Source organism: Paenibacillus lignilyticus (assembly GCF_017942085.1).
Taxonomy (GTDB): Bacteria; Bacillota; Bacilli; order Paenibacillales; family Paenibacillaceae; genus Paenibacillus_Z; species Paenibacillus_Z lignilyticus.
On record NZ_JAGKSP010000001.1, the window covers coordinates 1096905 to 1117293 of the forward strand.

The window sequence follows — 20389 nt, forward strand, 5'->3', positions numbered from 1 at the left end:
GTTCAACTTCGGGCGAGCGGCTACCGTTTCTTCTTAGCTCCTCTTGCCCGGTTCCTCTGGCGCCCCGGCTGCCTTCGGCGCTTCAAGCTGCCTTGCTTTCGAACGCCGTTGCGGCGGCGCCCGATCTTCCCGGCTCGGCCGGCCAGCCGTTTGCGGCCCTTTCTTCTGCTTCTGTACGCCGTGCCAATCGGCGCGCCTTTCGGCCATGCGGCAATGTAAACATCCGGAACCTCGCGAATCTCTTCCAGTCGATGACCTGCTCTGCGGAAGGAGCGCGCCGATCGAAGAGGCCGGAGAACGCCATTGTCAAACTTGTAGATCGTCGGGGCACTCCCTTTAAGCACTGTTGGCGGGTAATATCCGCGAATGGCCAGCGTAGCAATAAACCTGCGCAGCCGGTCTCGATACGCGTTAACCCCGTACACTTCATGTGCGGCTTGTGCATTGCGTGCGCCGATCGCTTGCATCATGGCTTCATTCGCAAGCAGCGATGACACACGGAGCGTCAGCCCTTCCGTATCCCCCATCGGCACAACATAGGCTTCATTTCCGGTAGCTCGGCCTATTTCAGAGAGTCCGCCGGAGCCGTACACGACGACCGGCTTTCCGAACACCATGCCCTCGAGCGCCGTCATGCCGAAGCCTTCCACCGTTAAACTGGGTACAACGAGTACATCCATGGCCGGATACACCGTCTCTACCTGCTCCTCGAACCGAATCCAGCGAAATCGCTCCATTAGTCCGCGGTCTCTGGCAATCCCGATACATTTTTCAAAATAGCCTTGATCCACGGGGTTGCCCACGATAAGATACATCGCATGCGGATGCTGCTCGGCCGAGTTGACAGCCATTTGCATGAAATGTTCAAGTCCCTTCGCTTCGAAGATCGACGATGAAATGTAGCCGACCAATCGCTGTTCGTCCGCAATCGCCAGCTGCCTGCGCCGATTGATCCGATGCTGCTGCCAGCTCTCCGGATTCAGCTCGCTTTGGTGCCAGGAAGGCGGAATCAGCGATGATTTGGGAATCATGCCAGGGGTTCGAAGCGGTGCCAGCGTCGTCTCAGAGATGCCGACGATGTAGTCGGAATACTGCTCGATTATGGAAGCTGCGAGCGCTGTGTGAGGCGTTTCTCGAATGGCTTCCATCACCGTCCAGACGACCGGAATACCCAGCATCTTGCCGGCGATTGCAGGCATCGGATGAACGCACGTATTGGCAATGATGATACTCGGCCGTTCATGATGGATGAGCTGGATCAGCTGCAGCCAAAGCGGGTCCTGTTGGTGTGCGCCTATCTCATTGGTCATATGAGAGAGTCCTAGATACAGAGGCACGACCAGCGGAATTTGATGCACGATGACCGTAATTCCGAGCTTGCGGGCATTTACGGCAATAATGCCCTCATTGGGAACGACGAGCGTGCAGGCGAAGGAGGGCAACAGCTCCCTGACCATGAACAGCAGCAGTTTCTCAGCGCCTGTGACATATTGAGGGCTGCAAATATGCGAGAATACTAGCATTTTCGGTTTGCTAAGCTTCAATTGGTTGACTCCCCTCCACCTGTTTCATCGCATCTTTCAAAACCCTAGTTGTACAATATATTGTGACGGCTACTTGCGCGGCACGACATTTGGACCTTTCCAAACGCACAAAAAACGTCAATTCTATCTCCGCTGCTTACTGTGATGGACAGCTGTCCCCCTCTTAACCTGGAAACAATATCGCAAGCAGCCTCTCAATTCTTTTGCCATACGTATGCTCTCGCATCGTCCGGTACATGCCGCGCATGGCGATCGCTTTCCGTTCTTCCTCGTGCGCCAAATAATATTGAATTTTGTCTATCAACTCTTGCGGCGAAGAGTAGGTGACGATGTCTACATCGGGGGTATAAAAGGATACGAGATCGCTGCGCACATCCGTCAGCTGCAGCGCTGCACAGGCCGAAATCTCGAAGGTCCGCGGGTTCGGGGAAATCGCGCCGATGCCTGCACTGTTGTTGTTGAACGTTTCATCATCGTGGGCACGGTGCATGTTGATGACGATTTTGGCGCCGTTGTACATATTTGCGGTTTCATCGGGACCCATCCAGCGGCCAAGCTCAATCTTGCTCTTCATCAGTTGAAAATCCTTTAGCCGCTCCCACCAGATGCCGGAAATATGCGTATCCTTCGTAGCAAGAAATTTCGTCACTTCGTTAAAAAACTCAACGCGCCGCCAATATGCCGAGCCGATGAAGCAAATGTCATGACGCTGCGACCTCAAGGGATTGCGCGGTCTGAATGATGCCGGATCCGCTCCGAGCGGCAAATAATAGACATTCGGACAGCCTAAGCGGCGGTAATAGTCGACGCAAACCAGCTCCAGCGTGAATATTTCATCATAATGAGGCGCAATGCCTGAGGTGATGTCCGTGTAGTACGGATCGTCCGTGAACCAAATGGCGGTACGAATGCCGGCTGCCCTCATGGCATCGGCTTGCGCGACATTGAATTGCAGACCATCGAGGACAATGACAATATCCGGTCTGATCCGCATTGCAATTTCTGCTACCGGCTGCAGGGTGTCGGTGATCGTCAGTTGGGTCACCTGCGCACGAAGTGCATTCGCAATCGCTTCATCAAGCGGCGAATAAGGAAAACCTTTGCCGGTCGCGACAAACAGCACATGCGCCTGTCTGACCGCGAAGGTCTGAGTTTGTGCCGTATTTTGCAAGACCGACTCGCATTGACCGTACCAATGGCCATGCTGCCAGCCAAGCCGGAACCCGTCTACTCTGCCTCGCGCTTCACCCCTAAGGCTCCGAGCCACTTTCCCTTTGCGAATTCGGCGTCTTCGTCTTTTGGTCGCCATTTCATTCACTCCTCTCTGCCTTCTTCTGCTCCGTATCACCACGTCAACACCTCGGCAACCCGCTGCAAACGCTGAACGAAGGTATGGTCCTTCAAGGTCCGGTACAGTCCTCGTATCGCCATTTGCCTGCGCTGCTCTTCATGTTTTAAGTAGTAGTCCAGCTTCATAATCAGCTCCTCCGGTGAGCTGAAGGTGTCGAGTTCTACGCCGGGCACATAGTAGTTAGGCAAGTCTTCCCGTACATCCGTCAGCTGCAGCGTCCCGCATGCCGCAATCTCATACGTGCGCGGATTAATGGATCTTCCCGGCAAGTTCAGCTCGTTCTTATTGTCCTTGCCCCGCTCCGTAGTCCGGTGCAAATTAATGACAATCTTGGCGCCGTTGTAGTAGCGGATCGATTCATCGACCGGCAGCCAGCCCATGCGGATGAATTTCTGCAGCTGCTTATAGTGGCGCAGCCTATCCCATAGGCCGCCTGCAATAAACACTTTGCGGTTCTTCAAGTAGGGAGCGATGGCATCGAAGAGCTCCACGCGGTTCCAGAATGCTTGCCCGATAAAACAAATATCGCTGCGATGTGCCGACTCCACTTTCATAGGCTTAAACCAATTGGGATCGACAGCCAGCGGCATGTAAGCCACCTCGGCGCAGCCAAGTCCTCTGTACAACTCCACCGTGCTCAGCTCATGCGTAAGGACAACATCGTAATGAGGCGCGATCGTCACCGTATCTGCCGTCACATAGGGATCATCCGCGAACCAAATGGCCGTACGAATGCCCATTGCCCGCACCGCATCGACCTGTTGCAAATGATCGTCCGGGAACACATGCAGGCCGTTCAGCACCAGCATCCAATCCGGCCTAATGAAGGAGGCTTGCTCCGCCATGTGCTTGGCATCCGCCACATGCACCTCGCGCACAGTTTGGCGAAGCGCTTCAACGATGCCCTGGTCGATTGCCTCGAAACCCTGCGGAATATACAGCACACAGACATTCCGTTTGGGGAATGCTGCGGCCGGATGCAGTCGCTTGTAAATGAAGTCGCAAGCGCCATCCCGCTGGCCATTGCCGTATCCAGCGGCGAATCCTTTTCTTGCTGCTTGGGCGTAAATTTTTCGCTTCGCCTGCACGCGCTCCACCCCTGATTTTCGAGTATTCTGTCTCCATATATATGCGAATGACAGGCAAGGCTCTTGGTCACTTGTCCGCTTGGCTTACAAAATTGGCGTTTGACCCCTAAGGCAGATTGTCTTGAAAAAAGTAGTATATTTCTGCCAGTACAGTCACATATTAAAAGAGGTTACGGCATGAACAATGAAGGAGGGCTTGATTATTCATTTCTCAAAGAAAGTGGTTGAACCGATTCCGGAAGAGCAAACGTCCATTTGGACATGCAGTAACGAAGACTGCAGCTGCTGGATGCGAAATGATTTCTCATTCGGCGAATTTCCCAGCTGCCCCATCTGTCACTCCAGCATGACCAGCGAAATCAAATGCTTGCCCGTCCTCACCAACGGCACGAAGCGCAGCTTCCAGTAGATGAATGGTCTGAGGTGACCTCTGGTCAACTCCGTATTCATCTCATACAGAAAGCTGCTGGACCTATGGGGCAGTAACAGATAAACAGCATGAAGAGGCTGACTCTTAATCATCCACGATGATTAAAGGTCAGCCTCTTCATGCTGCCTTTTCGACGGATGCACGGTGGAGCAGTGGCCATCGGCATGGAGACGGGACTGGGGTTCTGGGGTTGACTAGATGCTCATATGGGGGTACACCGTCAACGAATTCGCTCCATCGCCGAAACACCAGTGAGAGTCGGTTTTTCCTACTCTCAGTTTCATTTCGGCGCGGTTTCGGCGTTGAGAGACGGATTTCCCTACTCTCAGCGTCCGATGCAGCAGGAAAGGAGGTAGTTTGACCGCTGACAGTCGGTTTTCCCGACTCTCAGCTTCATTTCGGCGCGGTTTCGGCGTTGAGAGTCGGATTTCCCTACTCTCAGCGTCCGACGCAGCAGGAAAGGAGGTTAGTTGGATGGCTGAGAGTTCGATTTCAGAACTCTCAGCTTCATTTCGGCACGATTTCGGCCCCAGTCAGCCCCCTCATAATAAAAAAGTGCCAATAAAGCCCCCACGGGACTTTATTGGCACTCTCCATCCTAAACCGTAAACCTCGCCGCCGACTTGGATAACTGCTGCGACAGACCGGAAAGGCTTTGCGAGCTCATGGCCGTCTGCTCGGAGCTGGCCGAAGCTTCTTCGCTGACTGCCGCGATGTTCTCGATGGCTTCCAGCACTTCTCTTGTTTGGCGCGACTGCTCCTCGCTGGCAGCGGCGATATCGGTAACCTGCGATGTGACCTCGCCTACTTTCTGCGTGATGTGCACCAGGGACTCGCCGGTTTGTTTCGCGAACAGAACCGAATCGAGCGCCGCTTGCGAGCTCTCCGAGGCGAAGGTTTGCATCTCTTCGATAATGCCGGTAATTTGCTTCGCTGCCTCGCTGCTGCGCTCGGCCAGCTTGCGAACTTCCTCCGCCACAACGGAGAACCCTCTACCGTTCTCTCCGGCTCTGGCTGCTTCGATCGCCGCATTCAAGGCGAGCAGATTAGTTTGCTGCGCAATTTCATCAATAACGCCGATAATTTCACCGATCTTCGACGACGCTTCCTGCAAGGTGCTCATTTTGTCGCTGAGCACATCCATGCTTTGAATCGAGAGCTGCACGATTCGATCGCTCTCCTCCGCTACATTTCGCGTATCGCCGCACAGATTCGCTGCACCCTCGGCACTAATGGCAACGGTATCGATTGCAACCGACAGCTCCTGCATCAGCTCGTTAATCGATTGGGCCGATTTTGCCTGTTCGTTGCTGCCTCTGGCGATCTCATCCGTGCTTTTCGTAATATCGATGGAAGCAACGGAAACGGAATTCGCTGACTCCTTCATATGTGCAATGACGCTGCGCAGGCTCGCTACCATATCGTTAAACGAACGGGAGAACTGGCCAACCTCGTCCCTCGAATTAAACTCACTGTTTACGGTCAAATCCCCTCTAGCCACCTTAGCTGAAATATCCGCCAACTGACGAAGCGAGCTGCGTGTGGAAATACAGAATCCGATGGTCAGATACGTCGCAAGCAGCAGGAGCAGCGAAATAAAGAGCGTGCTCTGCAACCGTTCGGAGGTGAATCCGTCCACCCGCTTGTGGAGCAAGTCATCAAGCACTGCCGAGGAGGTCTCGTACAGGGAGAAAGCCGCCGAAATCGCTTCATCGCTCAGATCGTCCTTACTGCCGGCACCTACGGGTACCCGATCCGCCTCCATAAACCGTTCATTCATCTGCTCCACGAATTTGTTGAAAGAGGCTGCCGATTCCGTTGCAACGCGGCTCATATCCTCTCTCAAGCCGGGATTGTAGGCGTAAACCGTCTGCAAATTTTTCTCGATTTCCGCCAGATTGCTCTCGATTTGAGTCAAATTGCGATCCAATCGCCGCTTTGTCGCTTGCGACATCACACCGTCATAAATTGCCCGGTTTGCAATGACAGCCGAAGAGCTAAGCAAATCGGTCATATACGGAAGCTTCACTAAGCTAATATCCATGATATAGTAGGAATCCAAATCCGGGTCCAAGACCAAATTCGAATGATCGCCTACCAGCGTAATTAACTCCAAATGATCCTGTACCAGCACGTCATATTGCTTATACTTGTCATCCAAGACACCCGCTTTAGGCAAGGTGCTCTTGAAATTCTGCCAGTCGGCCAGAAGCTTCTTCCAGCTCGTTTCCGTCCCCAGCTTCGACCCATATTTGTCTTCGAGCGTCTGCTGCTGCTTCATCGCCATCGTCATCAAGTTCTGACTCTCCGCAAGCGCCGCCTCACTGCCGATTTCGCCTAATTGCAGGGCAGTCGTCTGCTCGCGTAAGCTCAGTGCAATCCGAAGCATGTTCTTCATTCCTGCATTGTACTGATTCCCGATTAACTCCTTCTTGCCAAATTCAATGCCGACTTTCTTCTCCGAAATGTAGAAGTACATCAATAATGCGACAGGGATGATGAGAACGACGCCAATAATGATGAATTTCTGCGCGTAGTTCAACCGATTCATCAGTTTAATAGCAGGATTAAAGATAGTGGTAATCATGGTGTTTCCTCCCCGTTAATCGTAGTCATCCCAAGCAAGCACTTCATTTGCACGATAACATTTTCGACAAAATTCATCATTCACCTTCTCATTTCGACACTAAACTGCGTAAATTTCCCATAAAGTTGGCCGGATTTTCCATGCTGTCAGCAAAGTTACGCATTCCGTTTCGAAGAAAAATAAAGAGCCGCCGATTCCTTCCCTTCAGGAAAGAACCGCCGGCTCCATCAATTATTTCGATGCTTTCCAGGCATCGATCTGGGTTTGCATCTCCGCCAAAATCTTATCCAAACCCGCCTTCTTCAGCTTCTCGTTCATCTTCGTAAGCGTCGTATCCGGATCAGCAATACCGGTAATGAGTCCGGCATAGAATTCATCCACTACGGAAGCCGTTTGCGCAAGCTCGCTCTTCACATTGCTCGGGTCAAAGGAGAAGCCGAGCAGCTTGGAAGGAATCGCGGCTGCATTCTTGTCCGGGCCGGCAGGGAACCACTTCGGCTGTGTCGGGCTCGTGCGGTAAGAGTTGAACATATTGCCGTACTCCCAGCCGGAATCCATCCAATAGCCGGTATTGTCGATCTTCTGAATCAGATCATCCTCGACCTTCGTATAATGTTTGCCTTCGATACCGAAGCTCATCAAATTGAACAGCTGCGGATCGGAATAAAGCAGGTTGTAGAACATCATCGCTCTGGCCGGATCCTTGGACGTACGGGAGATTGCCGTCATCGTTGCAATGATGGAGCCTGTGCTCATATAAGGCTTGGAGAATTCCACAGCCGCCACGTTCGCCGCATCCCCGCCGCCGAATTTGGCCGCTTGGTTAGCCGCTGTATCCGGGTTGATAACGGTGAATGTGGACGTCACATATTTGCCGGCCAACTCATCGGAGTTCGTATCTTTCAATGTGGACGCATCTTTACGGATGATGCCTTTATCAAACCATTCATGCATGAGCTTCAAGAAGTTCGTGAACTCAGGCGTTTCATATAGGTTCACCACTTTGGTGCTGTCATCGTTGATATAGACGACGCCCGGGTTTTTCTGCGAGAAATATTCAATGCCAAGCGCGCTGCCGTAGTTACCCATGACATCGGTGTCGCCTTTCAAGCTGAACGGGAATTTATCCGGCTCGCCTGCTTTGACCTTCTCGAAGAACGGTGTAAAGTCCTGAAGGGTTTTGAATTGATCCGCTGTAAAGCCATATTTATCGAGGAACGTCTTGTTAATTAGGACGCCCGGTGTTCTTGCCAGTACTTGTGTATTGATGATGGCATAAAGCTTGCCTTTCACTTTGGCCGCATCCCATGCAGCTTCCGGCACCTGCTTCAGAATGTCCGGTCCGTACTGTGGAAGCAGATCCGTAATGTCGAGGAAAGCGCCTTTATTCACATTTTGCAAATAATCATTCGTCCAGTTGGAGGTGAAGATCAGATCGGCTTTCTCACCGGAAGCGGCAATCGCCTGCATTTTCTGATCATAAGTACCCCAATCGACAAGCTGAATGTTCAGCGTCGCATTGATTTTCTCCTGCGTAATCTTGCTCATCTCATCCTGGACGAGCTTTGCATCCGGGAAAACGCTTTGCGGCAAATACCATGTAATTTCGTAGGGATCGAGCTTGGATGCATCCGTTGCACCCGTGTTCTCCGCCGCATTGTTCGCCGCTGCGGTGTTTTCTGCCTTGGTATTTCCGGTATTCGCGGACGAGTTCGCCTCGTTCTCTGTGTTACTGTTGCCGCAGCCGCTGAGCAGCATGCTAACGGAAAGAACCGCTGTCAGTGTTGCCGTAACGAACTTGAACCCTCTTCTTCTCATTGAAATAACCCTCCTATGATTACTATTTATTATCATCCGAGAACGGACCGATAATCCAGTACAACTTTTCAAGCCGAGCCTGCACCCTTCATCAGCTTTTAGCCTTTCACTGCACCGACCGTTAACCCTTTGACCAAATATTTCTGGAAGAACGGGAACGCGAACAACATCGGCCCAGCCGCGAGAATCGCAATGGCCATACGAGATGATTCCGTCGGAATCGCGCTCAGATCAACGCTGATGCCGGCTTGCACATTCTTAGTCAGGAACTCGATATTGGTCATGATGCGGTTCAAGAAGAACTGCAGCGGGATCAGCTTCTCGTTCTGAATGTAGAGCATGGCCAGCCACCAATCGTTCCAGAACGCCAGCGCGTAGAACAACCCGATCGTCGCCAGAGCCGGCTTCGATAGCGGAAGAATGATTCGCACGAAAATGCTCGGCTCCGTTGCGCCGTCGATCTTCGCGGATTCGATGATTTCAAACGGCAGTCCCTGCATAAACCCCTTCATCAGCATCGCGAACCAAGCACTGACGCCATACGGAAGAATCAAAGCCCAGATCGTATCCTGCAGATGCAGCACATTCGTCATGATCATGTATGAGGGAACAAGTCCCGCATTGAAGAGCAGCGTGAAGAACACGAAGAAGGTCGTTGCCTTGCCGTACCTGTAATCCTTACGCGTCATGACGTATGCAATCGAGGACGTAAGGAGAAGGGCGATTGCGGTTCCGACCACCGTGACAACCACCGTAATGAAATACGATTGCAGCAGCAGCTTCGGATTCTGAAGCAAATAAGAGTAGGCGGTAAACGTCAGCCGCTTCGGAATGAGCTGGTAACCGTACCTGGCAATGTCTGCGTCATAGGAGAGCGAGACCGATACCACGTACAGCAATGGAAAAATAATCAGAATCGACAGCAGGGTCAGAACCAATACGATCAGTACATGATTGCCGCCCGGCCTGCCCGCTCTAGCTGCGTGCATTTGCGCTCACCTCCATTAGAACAACGCGTTGTCCTTGCTGTATTTTCGAACGAGCAGATTCGTTGTCAGCACTAAGAGGAGTCCGACAACCGCTTGATACAAACTTGCTGCCGAGGCCATTCCGAGATCCCCGACGACGCGCAGCGACCGATACACGTACGTGTCCATCACATCCGTGGTCGAGTAGAGCATCCCTGCGTCCCTCGGTATGAAGTAGAACAAGCCGAAGTCAGAGTAGAAAATACGGCCGATGTTCAACATGGTCAGCATCGTGATGAGCGGCGTAATTAATGGAATCGAGATGTTGCGAATCTGCTGAAAGCGGGACGCTCCGTCGATCGAAGCGGCTTCATAATAACTCGAATCAATCGCGAGCAATCCGGTGAAGAAAATAATCGCGGTGTAGCCGACGTTCTTCCACAGGTAAGTCAGCGTCAGAATGAGCGGCCAATAAGACGGATTGCCATACCAATCAATGGCCGTGCCATGGAATTGCTCCACTGCCTTATTGATGACGCCGTAGGTTGGGTTAAGCAGAATGTAGGTGACAAACCCGACGACGACCCACGAGAGAAAGTAAGGGAAGAACAGGATCGTTTGGAAAATTTTCACGAGCCTTCTGCCCATTTCCGCCATCAACAGACCTACAATAACGGAGCAGATCGTCCCGACGATGATGAATACCCCATTCAACAGGAGCGTGTTACGCGTGATCCGCAGCGCATCCTGGGAGTTAAAGAAGAACTTAAAATTGTTTAAGCCCGACCAGGCGCTGCCCCAAATGCCGTCGGCATAATTGATGTCTTTAAATGCGATCACGATGCCAAAGAGCGGCAGGTAATAGAAAATAAAGACGACGATGATCGCGGGCAGGCTGATCATTAATAAGCTTCTGCCTTTCGTGAAATGCTTCCATTCCTTCCTAAATGCCGAAGTGATTCCTCTGCTCATGTGCTCCTCCTTTGTGCCGTTTTGCGATTTCGTTGTTTACGATTCTGAGCATACGGCGCAATGGGTCATCGGCGAAACTGCTCATTTTTGCAGCGTCAAAAAAGCACTGTACCATATTAAAATGCGCCGAAAATCCACTGTACAAAAACAAAAAAAGGCCGCCGATACTGGGATCGGCGGCCTTTTGCATCTCAACTTCCACAACGGCGGGGGAAATGAGGTGGGTTAATCTCTGGGAGTAGGATTTCCCTACTCTCAGCAACATTTCAACGTGGGATTGGATCTGAGAGACGGATTTCTCGACTCTCTGCATCCCATTCCGGGGGAAATGGGGTGATTTAATCAACGAGAGTAGGATTTCCCTACTCTCAGCAACATTTCAACGTGGAATTGGATCTGAGAGACGGATTTCTCGACTCTCTGCATCCCATTCCGGGGGAAATGGGGTGATTTAATCAACGAGAGTAGGATTTCCCTACTCTCAGCAACATGCCAACGTGGAATTGGATCTGAGAGACGGATTTCTCGACTCTCTGCATCCCATACCGGGGGAAATGTGATGGTTTAGTCTCTGAGAGTAGGATTTCCCTACTCTCAGCATCACAGACAGCGGGGAAATGGTTTCACCCTTTCCCTCGTCCGGCAATATACTCCCGCGGCGTCAAGCCAAACTTCGCTTTGAACAATTTATAGAAATAGCTTTCATTCTCGATTCCCACTCGGCGCATAATTTCTTGAATGCTCAGCTTCGAGTTCTCCATCCACTCCACCGCTTTCGTCAACCGGACCTGATTGATGTACTCCGGTATCGACATGCCGAAATGCTCCTTCGATATCTTGCTCAGCTTATAAGCGGAGAGCCGCATCATGCCCGAAATATCGGTCGCCGAGAGGGAGGAGTCAAAATAATTCGAATCGATGAAAGCTTTGATCGTATCTGCCGCCACTTGATTGCCTTGCTCAGCAGCCGATTTGCGCTCACTAGTCATCGTCTGAACCGCTTCGAGCAGCTGTTCCTCGAACTGCTCCGCCGTCTCCTCCTCGTACAGCTCCCTGTTCAGCAGCTTCGCATGGATATGAATCGGCTCCTTGAGCGTGCGGTTCATTTCGTACACAGCCTTCTTCAAATGATGCACGACCTGCATGCTGGCAAGCATAATGTCGCTGTACTCCAGCTTGCGGATATTCCGGAACAGCTCGCGGAATTTCTCTTCCGATCGCACGGGATCGCCTTTCTTGACGACCTCGATGAACTTGCCCGTAAGCTCCATCACCTGCTCCATATCCATACTGCTCGTCTGTTCATCGATTTCCGCTTGCGTGATGACTGCCATATGGCCTTGCACATAACGATAGGAGCTGTTCGTGAACGTATGGCTGTACGCCGCCGCGATCGCTTGATAGTGCTCAATCGGCTCGCTGATGGCGACGGAGAAGGAAATTTTGTAATGTTCCTTAATATAGCGCTGTGCTTCCACCAACAGCTCCTCGACTAAGGCAGCCTGCAAGGCAGAATCGATATTGAGCAGGATCGTAAATGAATCATCCTTCATGTCTACCGTTTGATGTGCGAATGAACGGCTAATGACCTCCGTCGTTATATTGGCTATCGCAAAACGCAGAAGCTCCCGCTCCACCAAGCTCTTCGTCATGAAGAGTTTATAGTTGTCGATACGCAGCACGCAGATTACAAACGGCTTCTCCTGCGATAACGCGGGATGGAGGGAATGAAGCGCCTCCCCGAATGCCGTGCCGCTCATACTGAAGCTGTCGACAAGCAATCGCTTGAGGAAATAAAGCTTCATAATGCCGGTATTATTGTTTTTCTCCAAATGGTACTCGTACAGCTGCTCTCTTGATTTCCGATACACCTCGGTTAAATAGGAGAATTCATCCTTGGCCCCCGGAGTGACCGAGCCGCCGTGGGAGGTCTGTTCCATCAGCCTTCTGACCGGCTTGTAAATCCCTCTTGAAACAGACAAGGTCAGCAGCAGCGCGCCGGCAAAGATCGCCAACGTAATGAGCAGAATCGTATCCAGCAGCTGCTTCAAGTTCGCGTATGCCTCTTTGTACGGTTTCGCATCCAGCAGCGTCCAGCCGGTCTTCTCCAGACGAATAAAGGAGATGATATATTTCTCGCCGCCAATGCTCCGATTGAAGAAACCCGACGGCTGCGCAGACCGGGCTTCTGCGCCGCTCGCCTGGTCCACATAAGCTTGCCTGATCGTATTCGCGAAGGTTGAGCCTTGCACCGGATTACCCGGATCGGTCTCCATCAGCCCATTGCCGCTGTCCAGGATGTAGAGCTCGCTTCGCGCGCCGGCCTCAATCCGGTTAATGGCACGAATGTTATCGACGAGCCAGTCCAGCTTAATGTTCAGAATGATGGCGCCATCCATGCGGTTATCGCGATCCGTCGTCTCATACATCACATAGCTTAATACCGTATTCGCAGCAGCTCCTCCTGCGCCTTGGTCATCGGCTTCCGCACTGCGGCGCACAATTGCACGGAGCACCGGAATGTTCGTATAGCTTTGCAGCACCTTATCGAGCTCTGCGTCCTTATGATACAAATCGCCATATGTCGAGTAATAGAGCTTCTTATGATTGTTATAGATGTAGATGGACTGAATGAACGGATTGTTCGCCACAATCGTCGCGTTTAGTTTATTGATGACATTCAAATGCTCGTACGTTTCCTCATCGTTCAAATACATAAGCGCCTTCACGTCATTGCTGCCATAGGTGGAGAGGGTAATATTGCGAATCATCGTATCGAGATAATCGATGTTGTATTTCATCTGCGAGAGTACCTTCTGGCTGTTCTCGTATTCGCTCTTGAACACCTTCTTCTCTACATTCACATAGACAAGGGCGGAGAATGAAACGACAATTAGCAAAATAACGCCGGTAATCCATAAGAATATGCGCAGCAAATATTTCTTCTCTTGAAACAGACGAATGAGGCTCATAAGCAAGTACCACCCTTGTTATTCAATCTTTGCTTCCCTAACCGAGCTGCCGTAATGAATGTCCGCTTTGCAAATATGTCCGGCAACCGCGATCGGCTGCTTGCCTTCTGCCGCATGCATTAATTGAAGGGCAGCGCTGCGTCCCATATCATAGAAAGGCTGGTTCGCACCTGTGATATCCAGTCGAAGTTTCCCGTTCACCCCCTGCGCATCATAGGTAACAAGGGACATCTCGTCCGGGACGCGCCGGCCAAGCCGCTCAAGCGCAGCGAGCGCAGCTTCGGCAATCTGATCATTCGCTGCAAAAACAGCCGTATACCGCATCGTACCCAGCGCATTCGCAAGCCGGGAAACAAACCCTTCGAATTCGCACTCGAAATTCTCGAACCGGGTCGGGATGCACAAGTCGTAATCCGTTTCAAAAGGAACGCCCGCTTCAATAAAAGCTTGTCTCATGCCAAGCAGCCGTTCATAGAACGTGCTGAGATCCGAATTGCGTACGAACGCAATCCGTCGATGCCCCTTGGCAAGCAGCAACTTCGTGAGCGAATAAGCGCCGGAAGCGTTATCGCTCGTCACAAAAGGGATATCGCTGTCCCAAACGCGCCGATCTAAGAAAATAACCGGGATCCCGCTTGCCGATAACCGCTCGTAAAGCTGCCGACTGCGCAGCTCGTCCTGCCCCCCGTGGATCGGACTTAGAATAATCCCCTCCACTTGCCTTGCAATCGCACTCGCAACGAACGACTCCAGCTTATCAAGGCTGCTGTTATCGCTGCTGCTCATCAGCTGATACCCTTTAGGCTGCAGCACTTCCTCGATCCCGCGCAGGGCGGCTCCCCATAACGGGTTGCCGATGCCGATAACGGATGCAGCGATTAGCCCGCTCCCGCTCCTCGATGGAGACACGGAACTCAGCCCGCCAGCTGCGAGATAGGTACCTCGGCGGTTGTCCCGTGTGAGAAGTCCTTCCCCGCACAGCTCCTTAATCGCCTTCTCGATCGTATTGACGCTGGATTGATAGGACTCCGCCAAATTGCGGCTGGACGGCAATCGCGAAGATCCCTGCCACTCGCCTATATGTATGCGCTTTCGAATATCTTCCTTAATACGGTGATACGGGTAGGTAGGCAACCAATTCACCTTCATCTCTGCTAGATTAGCTTGACTATATGACATGTGTATCATCTGTGTCAATCCATAGTCTATTTTCGAACAAGGCCATGAGCATAGTCCTAATTTTATACGCCTTTAGTCCTTTGTTTGATGACGCCGGCCACCGTGCATGCTCATAAATACCAACTCTATCCTTTTAAATAGGTTCCAGAGACTCATTCACGCGACTGAGATATTATGGAAAATAGGAATAGAACTATATTCCTACATTTTTCGCCAAATTTGAATCGTTTCTCATAGGCAAACCCTTCGAAAACAGGGGGCGTAAAGTCATTGGGTCTAAGTCTTTTATCCTACCAAGGAATGGGATACGACAGCTAGACTGCCGAAGTTAATCTGCTGACCTTGGTGCCTCCAAGCGGGAAGATGCGTATCGGTCTATTGCCGCCATCTTGCTCTGAAGGGCCGAGGTTTTTTTGTATACCAATATAGACATAGAAAGGATGTGATCGGCTTGGCAACCTCATACGAGCAGTTTAGTTCGAAACTACTGACCTACACGTTAATGTTTCTTATCCTGTCCTCGCTCCCTATCTATGTAACCGTTCTCTCGCTTGAGCTGATAACCTTTCAAGTTTTCACACGATTCGTCTCTTCCGTCATTCCGCTTGGCCTTGTGCTCTATTTCGTTTACCGGCAATCCTATAAGACGCTGAAGGGGAAATTAATTATTTCCGCCTATTCATTCCTGCTCTGCTCCATCGTCATGTGGTTTATACCCACGCCAAATTCCGGCATCGTGGTCTTCCTCTTCGCGCTTCTCTCCCTCATCTATCTGGACCGCTATGTGACGCTGCTGGCAAGTGGATATGGCATTGTGGTACTCATCATCCATCAATTGTTTAACCCCTATACGCTCGAAATGGACCTGCTCTCCCGAGTCGTACAGTTCACCCTGTTCGCCATGTGCTGTATCACTTGCGTCAGCGTATGCATCATCGGACGCCGAATCATCGCGCATGCACAGCGAAGCGAGAAGAAAGCGCTTGATAATGAGAATCGCTACCGGCAAATTTTCGAGCTGTCTCCCGAAGCCAATATCGTCCAAATCGATAATAAAATTGTTCACATGAATCGATCGGGGCTGACGATGCTCGGCGCGCAGCACCTGGATGAATTAATCGGCGTTGATGTATTTGACTTGGCTCTGCCGGAATATCACGACCTGATCCGCGCGAAAGCGGCCGACCTTATTGCAGGCAAAACCATCTTGGATTATACGGAGCTTCGTATTTACAAGGTCAATGGAGAAGTGATCGAGGTGGAAACCAATTCAATTTCGACTTTATTCAATAATCGCCCAGCCATCCTCTCGAACTTCCGTAACATCTCGGAAACGAAGAGCGCCCGTGAAACCATTAATTATATGGCTTATCACGATCAATTGACTGACCTGCCGAACCGCTATCAATTCATAACGAAGCTCGAAGCAGAGCTCCGGTATGCGGTACATAGGCCAGCTAGCTTTGCACTCTTATTCCTTGATATGGACAGGTTCAAATCGATAAACGATACGTTCGGGCATCCGCTTGGGGACCGTCTGCTTAAGAACTTCGCGAAACGGCTTCAGGGATCGCTGGAGCCATCCTCCTTTGCGGCCAGACTTGCCGGTGACGAGTTTGTCATCCTGCTCCCGAATAGCAACGCAGAAACGTTGGGGATTCTGATTGAGCCCCTGCTGGAACGGCTCTCCGAGCCTTTCATCCTCAAAGGGCAAGAGATTAGCGTTACGACGAGCATCGGGATTGCGATATATCCCAAAGACGGTCAGGATGCCGATACGCTTCTGATTCACGCGGATGCGGCTATGTATGCGGCTAAGAGGCAGGGGAGAAATAATTACGCCTTCTACAGCACGGAGATGAACGAGGTTAATTTGCGGAAAATGATGCTGGAGCAGGACTTGCGCAAAGCGCTGCAGCAGGGCGAGCTGCATTTGGTCTATCAGGGCAAGAAGGATTTGTCAGCCGACCGCTTGAGCGGCTTCGAGGCTCTCCTGCGTTGGACGCATCCGAAGTTCGGTGCCGTTTCTCCGGCGGAATTCATACCGCTTGCCGAAGAAACCGGGCTTATCGTTCCGATAGGCGAGTGGGTCATACGGCAGGTGTGCGATCAAATCAATTCTTGGAAGCAAGCGGGCTTGTCCCCCTTGCCGGTGTCCGTCAACCTATCGGTGCGCCAATTCAAGCAGGACAACCTGATTGAGATGCTGAAGACGATCCTGCTTTCCACCGGGATCGAACCGCGCCTCATTGATCTTGAAATTACAGAAAGCGTTGCTTCATCGAATTTCGAAGCCCCGCTTATAGACAAGCTGCACGTAATGAAGGCGCTCGGTGTTTCCATTTCCATTGACGATTTCGGGACCGGGTACTCGTCGCTTAGCTATCTGCGCCTTTTTCCTGTTGATACCCTTAAGATGGACAAATGCTTCATTCGCAACATCGACCACAATCAAGATGATTTGGCAATCGTCACGGCGATTATCGGCATGGCGCATAGTCTCAAGCTTCAAGTGCTCGCTGAAGGGGTTGAGAACGAGACCCAGCTGGCCCTCTTGAAGGAACAGCGCTGCGACGGTGCACAAGGCTATCTCATCGGCTATCCCGTTGGGGCATCCGAAGTAGAGCCGCTGCTTGCTCCGGCCCATGCGTTTAGCAATTCGTAGGGGAGTACAAGCCCGTTCCTATGATGGCCAGAACTCCCTCCAAGCTGCTGATCGCCATTAGGTTTGCTGTTCATAGGCAAGCTGATGGCCATCCTCGAAACCTTTGGCAAAGCCGAGATTATAGCCTTGATTGTAAGCATTATCGAAAGCTCGATTATAACCGGGACTGCTCAAGCCCCGCTTCCTTCCGCGCTTCTGCTTGCGCACGGAAGATTTGCCGGTGCCTGACTTTGTCCGTTTACGCTTCGTTGTAGAGGCGGCCTTCTTCAGGCTGTCTGCTGCCTTGCTTGTAGTCTTGTTCGGTGTGACCCGTGGTGCGATTGGCAACTTGCTGCTTTTCTTCCCGCTTATTCCCGCTGCAATCACTTTCCGGTTCCTCCTTTACCTTTCCGTATTGGATGCGAACCAACCTGTACGACTGCACTCAGCCATGGCTTGGCAGAGCGGCTGACTCTGCATCGTCTTTGGCTTTGACTGCTCTCCATGGCGCTTACCATCGTCGTAAGCGTCAGCTGCATCGCCTCGAGCCGCTTCATGTTGCGCTGTATGGCTTCCGCCAGCCCCGGCGCCCGCTCGGCCTCAGCGGCGACGCTGTTCAGAATGCGAGCGACGGCTTGCTGGCTGCGGGAGAGTGACGCGAGCAGCTCAATCCGTACCTCCCGCTCCTTCAAGCTCCAATTCATCGCTGTTTATCTCCCATATCGAACGGTCCGCCCAGCATATTTTCGATGCCGTTCATCGGTCCCGCCCCCATTCCCATATCATCCACCTGGCGCAGTGCCGCTTTCAGTACATTGGTCATCCCATGATTGAGCTTCGCGAGTCCGTCAATCACTTCCACAAGCTGATCGTGGACCATCATCGAGGATTTCCATTGGTCTTGATGCTCTGTAAATGCGTCCGGCGTGATATGATTGCACAACCAAGCGCGAACCTTCTCCGCTTCGACGGCCTTTGCCTCCAGAATCATCGCCACATTCCATTGCAGCTTAGCGGAGGCATCCAGCATTCGGATATATGCGGTTTCACGACTCATAACCAGCACGCTTCCTTTCCTCCGCCTATTCTTCGTCCTCGACGTCCATCTCTTTCATCACGACCGAAATCGTCAGGGCAAGCGACTCCTGCAGCTCTGCAATGCTGTTCAAATAAGCCACTACACTCCTAGTCATCACTTGGGAATTATCCATCAGCTCGCTGACCCCGCCGAAGCTTGGGTGCGTGTCCGGCAATGCGTGCACGATTTGTGCCATCCGGACTGCGACATGACGCTTCGCCTCCAAGACGCGCGCCAGCTGCTCATGGGAATGTGACATATGCTCAATCATTTCCGTTACGATATGCTGCAAGGCGCAGTCCCTCCTTTACCCATCGCAATATCAGGAATCGGTCTCTTTGTTAACATATGCGACGCCCTCTCCGCTTGGCACAGCCAAGACAGCCAAGGCGCTACAACTGTTCGGCAACCTGAACGGGCGCGATAATCGGCAGGCCCTCAGGCAGCATGCCGAGCTGCTCCTCCGTCACCAGTCCTGCGGGCTTCCACTGCAAGCACCACGCCTCTGCTGCTTTCGCGCTGGCCACGCGGCGCCGAACGCCGTTCTCGACCACATAGAAGCTGCCGTCCGCGCCAGCAGCCGTAACCCCTTGCAACGTCGGTGAGCCATCGAGGCTTCTTCCGAGCCAGCCTGCTTCCACCGCTTCGGCCGCAATGCTCTCCCCAATCGGCCAGCGGCGCAAATCCACTTGCGAGAGCCGAACAATAGGCAGGGCAACTTGGCCTGCAATTGGACGACGCATCCCGCCTTCCACCCAGTAGAGCGCTCCTGACACACCGCGAACGACGACGTATTGAGGAAAGAAAGCCGACTCCCCTTGCGCCATATCCAACGAAGCATGCACAGCCTGAACTTGATGGACAAGATCGTGAGGGTTGCCCCATTTCTCCACATATACCTGCAGATTATGGTCGTTAACCTCAACAATCTTTTCTCCAAGCGCCTTCATGCTGACGCTGCCGAAATGATGAATGAACGAATCGCGCGCGATCGCGAGCCCATACCCCTGCAAGCGAACGCGGATATTGTAATCGTCATCCTCATAGTTGCCGATTCGGTAGCCCTCGTCCAGATAGCCGGTTCGATCCCACAGCTCGCGTCGAAACAGCAGACAGAAGCCCGTTAATCGGTCGGTTCGCTGCCATTTAGCCGGGTTTGGAATATTATATAGTCTTGCGAACGGAGCAATCCCCTTCACGCTCTTGTAGGGAACTTCAATGCGCTGGTCACCGCTGATATAGTTCGTCACGGGGCCAACCATGCCGATTGCGGGATCACTGTTTAAGCAAGCCATCATATTATCGAGCCAACGCTCCGTCACGATCGTATCGTTGTTGAGCATCATCAAATAAGAGCCCTTTGCCATCATCATACCGATATTTGTCGCACCGGCGAACCCGCGATTGCTCTCCAGCAGCCGATACCGCACCCGGTTGCCGAGCCCGCGCAGATAAGCAGCCGTGCCGTCCGTTGACGCATTGTCCACGATAATGATTTCATAGGCGCTGCCCGTGTGCCGCTCGATGCTGGCAATGCATTTCTTCAAGAAATCCACTTTGTTGTAGCTTGGAATGATGATGCTGGTGCCTTCAAAATAAGTACCGAAGCCAAAGTACCCCGTGCGGACGCCTTCCTGATAGCCGGCTTCCATTCCGATTGGAAACCGGCTGGATTTCTTCGTCTTGCGAGCCGCAGAGGTACTCGTAGCCGCCGTCGATTTCTTCCGCTTGCGATGTCCATGCGCTTGCCTTCTCATT

General features: G+C 52.1%; 15 protein-coding genes, 1 pseudogene and 1 riboswitch. Of the genes and pseudogenes, 2 read left to right on the forward strand and 14 right to left on the reverse strand.

Annotation, left to right across the window (positions count from 1 at the left end; all coding sequences use genetic code 11):
- Positions 1-20: 20 nt before the first annotated feature.
- From I8J30_RS04685 to I8J30_RS04695, 3 genes are all read right to left on the reverse strand, one after another.
- Positions 21-1544, reverse strand: coding sequence for a glycosyltransferase family 4 protein (locus I8J30_RS04685; protein WP_210655807.1), 1524 nt, complete (start codon positions 1542-1544; stop codon positions 21-23).
- Between the two features lie 163 nt (positions 1545-1707).
- Complete coding sequence (locus I8J30_RS04690) at positions 1708-2853, reverse strand: CgeB family protein (protein ID WP_210655809.1); 1146 nt, start codon at positions 2851-2853, stop codon at positions 1708-1710.
- Positions 2854-2888: 35 nt separating this feature from the next.
- Positions 2889-3983, reverse strand: a complete 1095-nt coding sequence (locus I8J30_RS04695) for a CgeB family protein (protein WP_210655811.1) — start codon at positions 3981-3983, stop codon at positions 2889-2891.
- A 184-nt stretch (positions 3984-4167) separates the two neighbouring features.
- Between I8J30_RS04695 and I8J30_RS33890 the strand changes: the two are divergent.
- Positions 4168-4302: pseudogene (locus tag I8J30_RS33890) on the forward strand (cold-inducible protein YdjO-related protein); the annotation flags it as partial.
- A 709-nt stretch (positions 4303-5011) separates the two neighbouring features.
- On the opposite strand, the gene I8J30_RS04705 reads toward I8J30_RS33890, so the two are convergent.
- The 6 genes from I8J30_RS04705 to I8J30_RS04730 all read right to left on the reverse strand — a co-directional run bounded on the left by I8J30_RS04705 (position 5012) and on the right by I8J30_RS04730 (position 14873).
- Positions 5012-7000: a methyl-accepting chemotaxis protein gene (locus I8J30_RS04705; RefSeq protein ID WP_210655812.1), complete on the reverse strand. Its 1989-nt coding sequence runs from the start codon at positions 6998-7000 to the stop codon at positions 5012-5014.
- Between the two features lie 231 nt (positions 7001-7231).
- Positions 7232-8818, reverse strand: coding sequence for a DUF3502 domain-containing protein (locus I8J30_RS04710; protein WP_210655814.1), 1587 nt, complete (start codon positions 8816-8818; stop codon positions 7232-7234).
- 98 nt (positions 8819-8916) lie between these two features.
- Positions 8917-9807 (reverse strand): carbohydrate ABC transporter permease, encoded by an 891-nt coding sequence (locus I8J30_RS04715; RefSeq protein ID WP_210655816.1) that lies wholly within the window; start codon positions 9805-9807, stop codon positions 8917-8919.
- Between the two features lie 15 nt (positions 9808-9822).
- The gene (locus tag I8J30_RS04720; protein ID WP_210655818.1) at positions 9823-10758 is read right to left on the reverse strand and encodes an ABC transporter permease; all 936 of its coding nucleotides are present in this window, start codon (positions 10756-10758) and stop codon (positions 9823-9825) included.
- A 623-nt stretch (positions 10759-11381) separates the two neighbouring features.
- Positions 11382-13730, reverse strand: coding sequence for an AraC family transcriptional regulator (locus I8J30_RS04725; protein WP_210655820.1), 2349 nt, complete (start codon positions 13728-13730; stop codon positions 11382-11384).
- Between the two features lie 18 nt (positions 13731-13748).
- Positions 13749-14873: a GntR family transcriptional regulator gene (locus I8J30_RS04730; protein WP_210655822.1), complete on the reverse strand. Its 1125-nt coding sequence runs from the start codon at positions 14871-14873 to the stop codon at positions 13749-13751.
- 262 nt (positions 14874-15135) lie between these two features.
- Positions 15136-15236, forward strand: a riboswitch (cyclic di-GMP riboswitch).
- A 124-nt stretch (positions 15237-15360) separates the two neighbouring features.
- Here I8J30_RS04730 and I8J30_RS04735 point away from each other — a divergent pair.
- Entirely contained in the window at positions 15361-17574 is a 2214-nt protein-coding gene (locus I8J30_RS04735; RefSeq protein ID WP_210655824.1) for a putative bifunctional diguanylate cyclase/phosphodiesterase, read from the forward strand.
- Between the two features lie 57 nt (positions 17575-17631).
- On the opposite strand, the gene I8J30_RS04740 is transcribed toward I8J30_RS04735, so the two are convergent.
- The 5 genes from I8J30_RS04740 to I8J30_RS04760 form a co-directional block, all read right to left on the reverse strand.
- Positions 17632-17940: a hypothetical protein gene (locus I8J30_RS04740; RefSeq protein ID WP_210655827.1), complete on the reverse strand. Its 309-nt coding sequence runs from the start codon at positions 17938-17940 to the stop codon at positions 17632-17634.
- Positions 17937-18257, reverse strand: coding sequence for a hypothetical protein (locus I8J30_RS04745; protein ID WP_210655829.1), 321 nt, complete (start codon positions 18255-18257; stop codon positions 17937-17939). The genes I8J30_RS04740 and I8J30_RS04745 overlap by 4 nt, the downstream gene beginning before the upstream one ends.
- Positions 18254-18610 carry an alpha-helical endospore appendage domain-containing protein gene (locus I8J30_RS04750; protein WP_091220098.1) on the reverse strand — a complete coding sequence of 119 codons (357 nt, stop codon included), beginning with the start codon at positions 18608-18610 and terminating at the stop codon, positions 18254-18256. The genes I8J30_RS04745 and I8J30_RS04750 overlap by 4 nt, the downstream gene beginning before the upstream one ends.
- Before the next feature lie 25 nt (positions 18611-18635).
- Positions 18636-18923 (reverse strand): nucleoside-diphosphate sugar epimerase, encoded by a 288-nt coding sequence (locus I8J30_RS04755; protein WP_091213180.1) that lies wholly within the window; start codon positions 18921-18923, stop codon positions 18636-18638.
- A gap of 100 nt (positions 18924-19023) precedes the next feature.
- Complete coding sequence (locus I8J30_RS04760; protein WP_210655831.1) at positions 19024-20388, reverse strand: glycosyltransferase family 2 protein; 1365 nt, start codon at positions 20386-20388, stop codon at positions 19024-19026.
- Between the last annotated feature and the right edge of the window lies 1 nt (position 20389).

Coding starts and splice junctions, on each gene's coding strand:
- I8J30_RS04690 (WP_210655809.1), bottom strand. CDS start 2,853: ATGGCGACCAAAAGACGAAGACGCCGAATTCGCAAAGGGAAAGTGGCT.
- I8J30_RS04705 (WP_210655812.1), bottom strand. CDS start 7,000: ATGATTACCACTATCTTTAATCCTGCTATTAAACTGATGAATCGGTTG.
- I8J30_RS04710 (WP_210655814.1), bottom strand. CDS start 8,818: ATGAGAAGAAGAGGGTTCAAGTTCGTTACGGCAACACTGACAGCGGTT.
- I8J30_RS04715 (WP_210655816.1), bottom strand. CDS start 9,807: ATGCACGCAGCTAGAGCGGGCAGGCCGGGCGGCAATCATGTACTGATC.
- I8J30_RS04720 (WP_210655818.1), bottom strand. CDS start 10,758: ATGAGCAGAGGAATCACTTCGGCATTTAGGAAGGAATGGAAGCATTTC.
- I8J30_RS04725 (WP_210655820.1), bottom strand. CDS start 13,730: ATGAGCCTCATTCGTCTGTTTCAAGAGAAGAAATATTTGCTGCGCATA.
- I8J30_RS04745 (WP_210655829.1), bottom strand. CDS start 18,257: ATGAATTGGAGCTTGAAGGAGCGGGAGGTACGGATTGAGCTGCTCGCG.
- I8J30_RS04750 (WP_091220098.1), bottom strand. CDS start 18,610: ATGAGTCGTGAAACCGCATATATCCGAATGCTGGATGCCTCCGCTAAG.
- I8J30_RS04760 (WP_210655831.1), bottom strand. CDS start 20,388: ATGAGAAGGCAAGCGCATGGACATCGCAAGCGGAAGAAATCGACGGCG.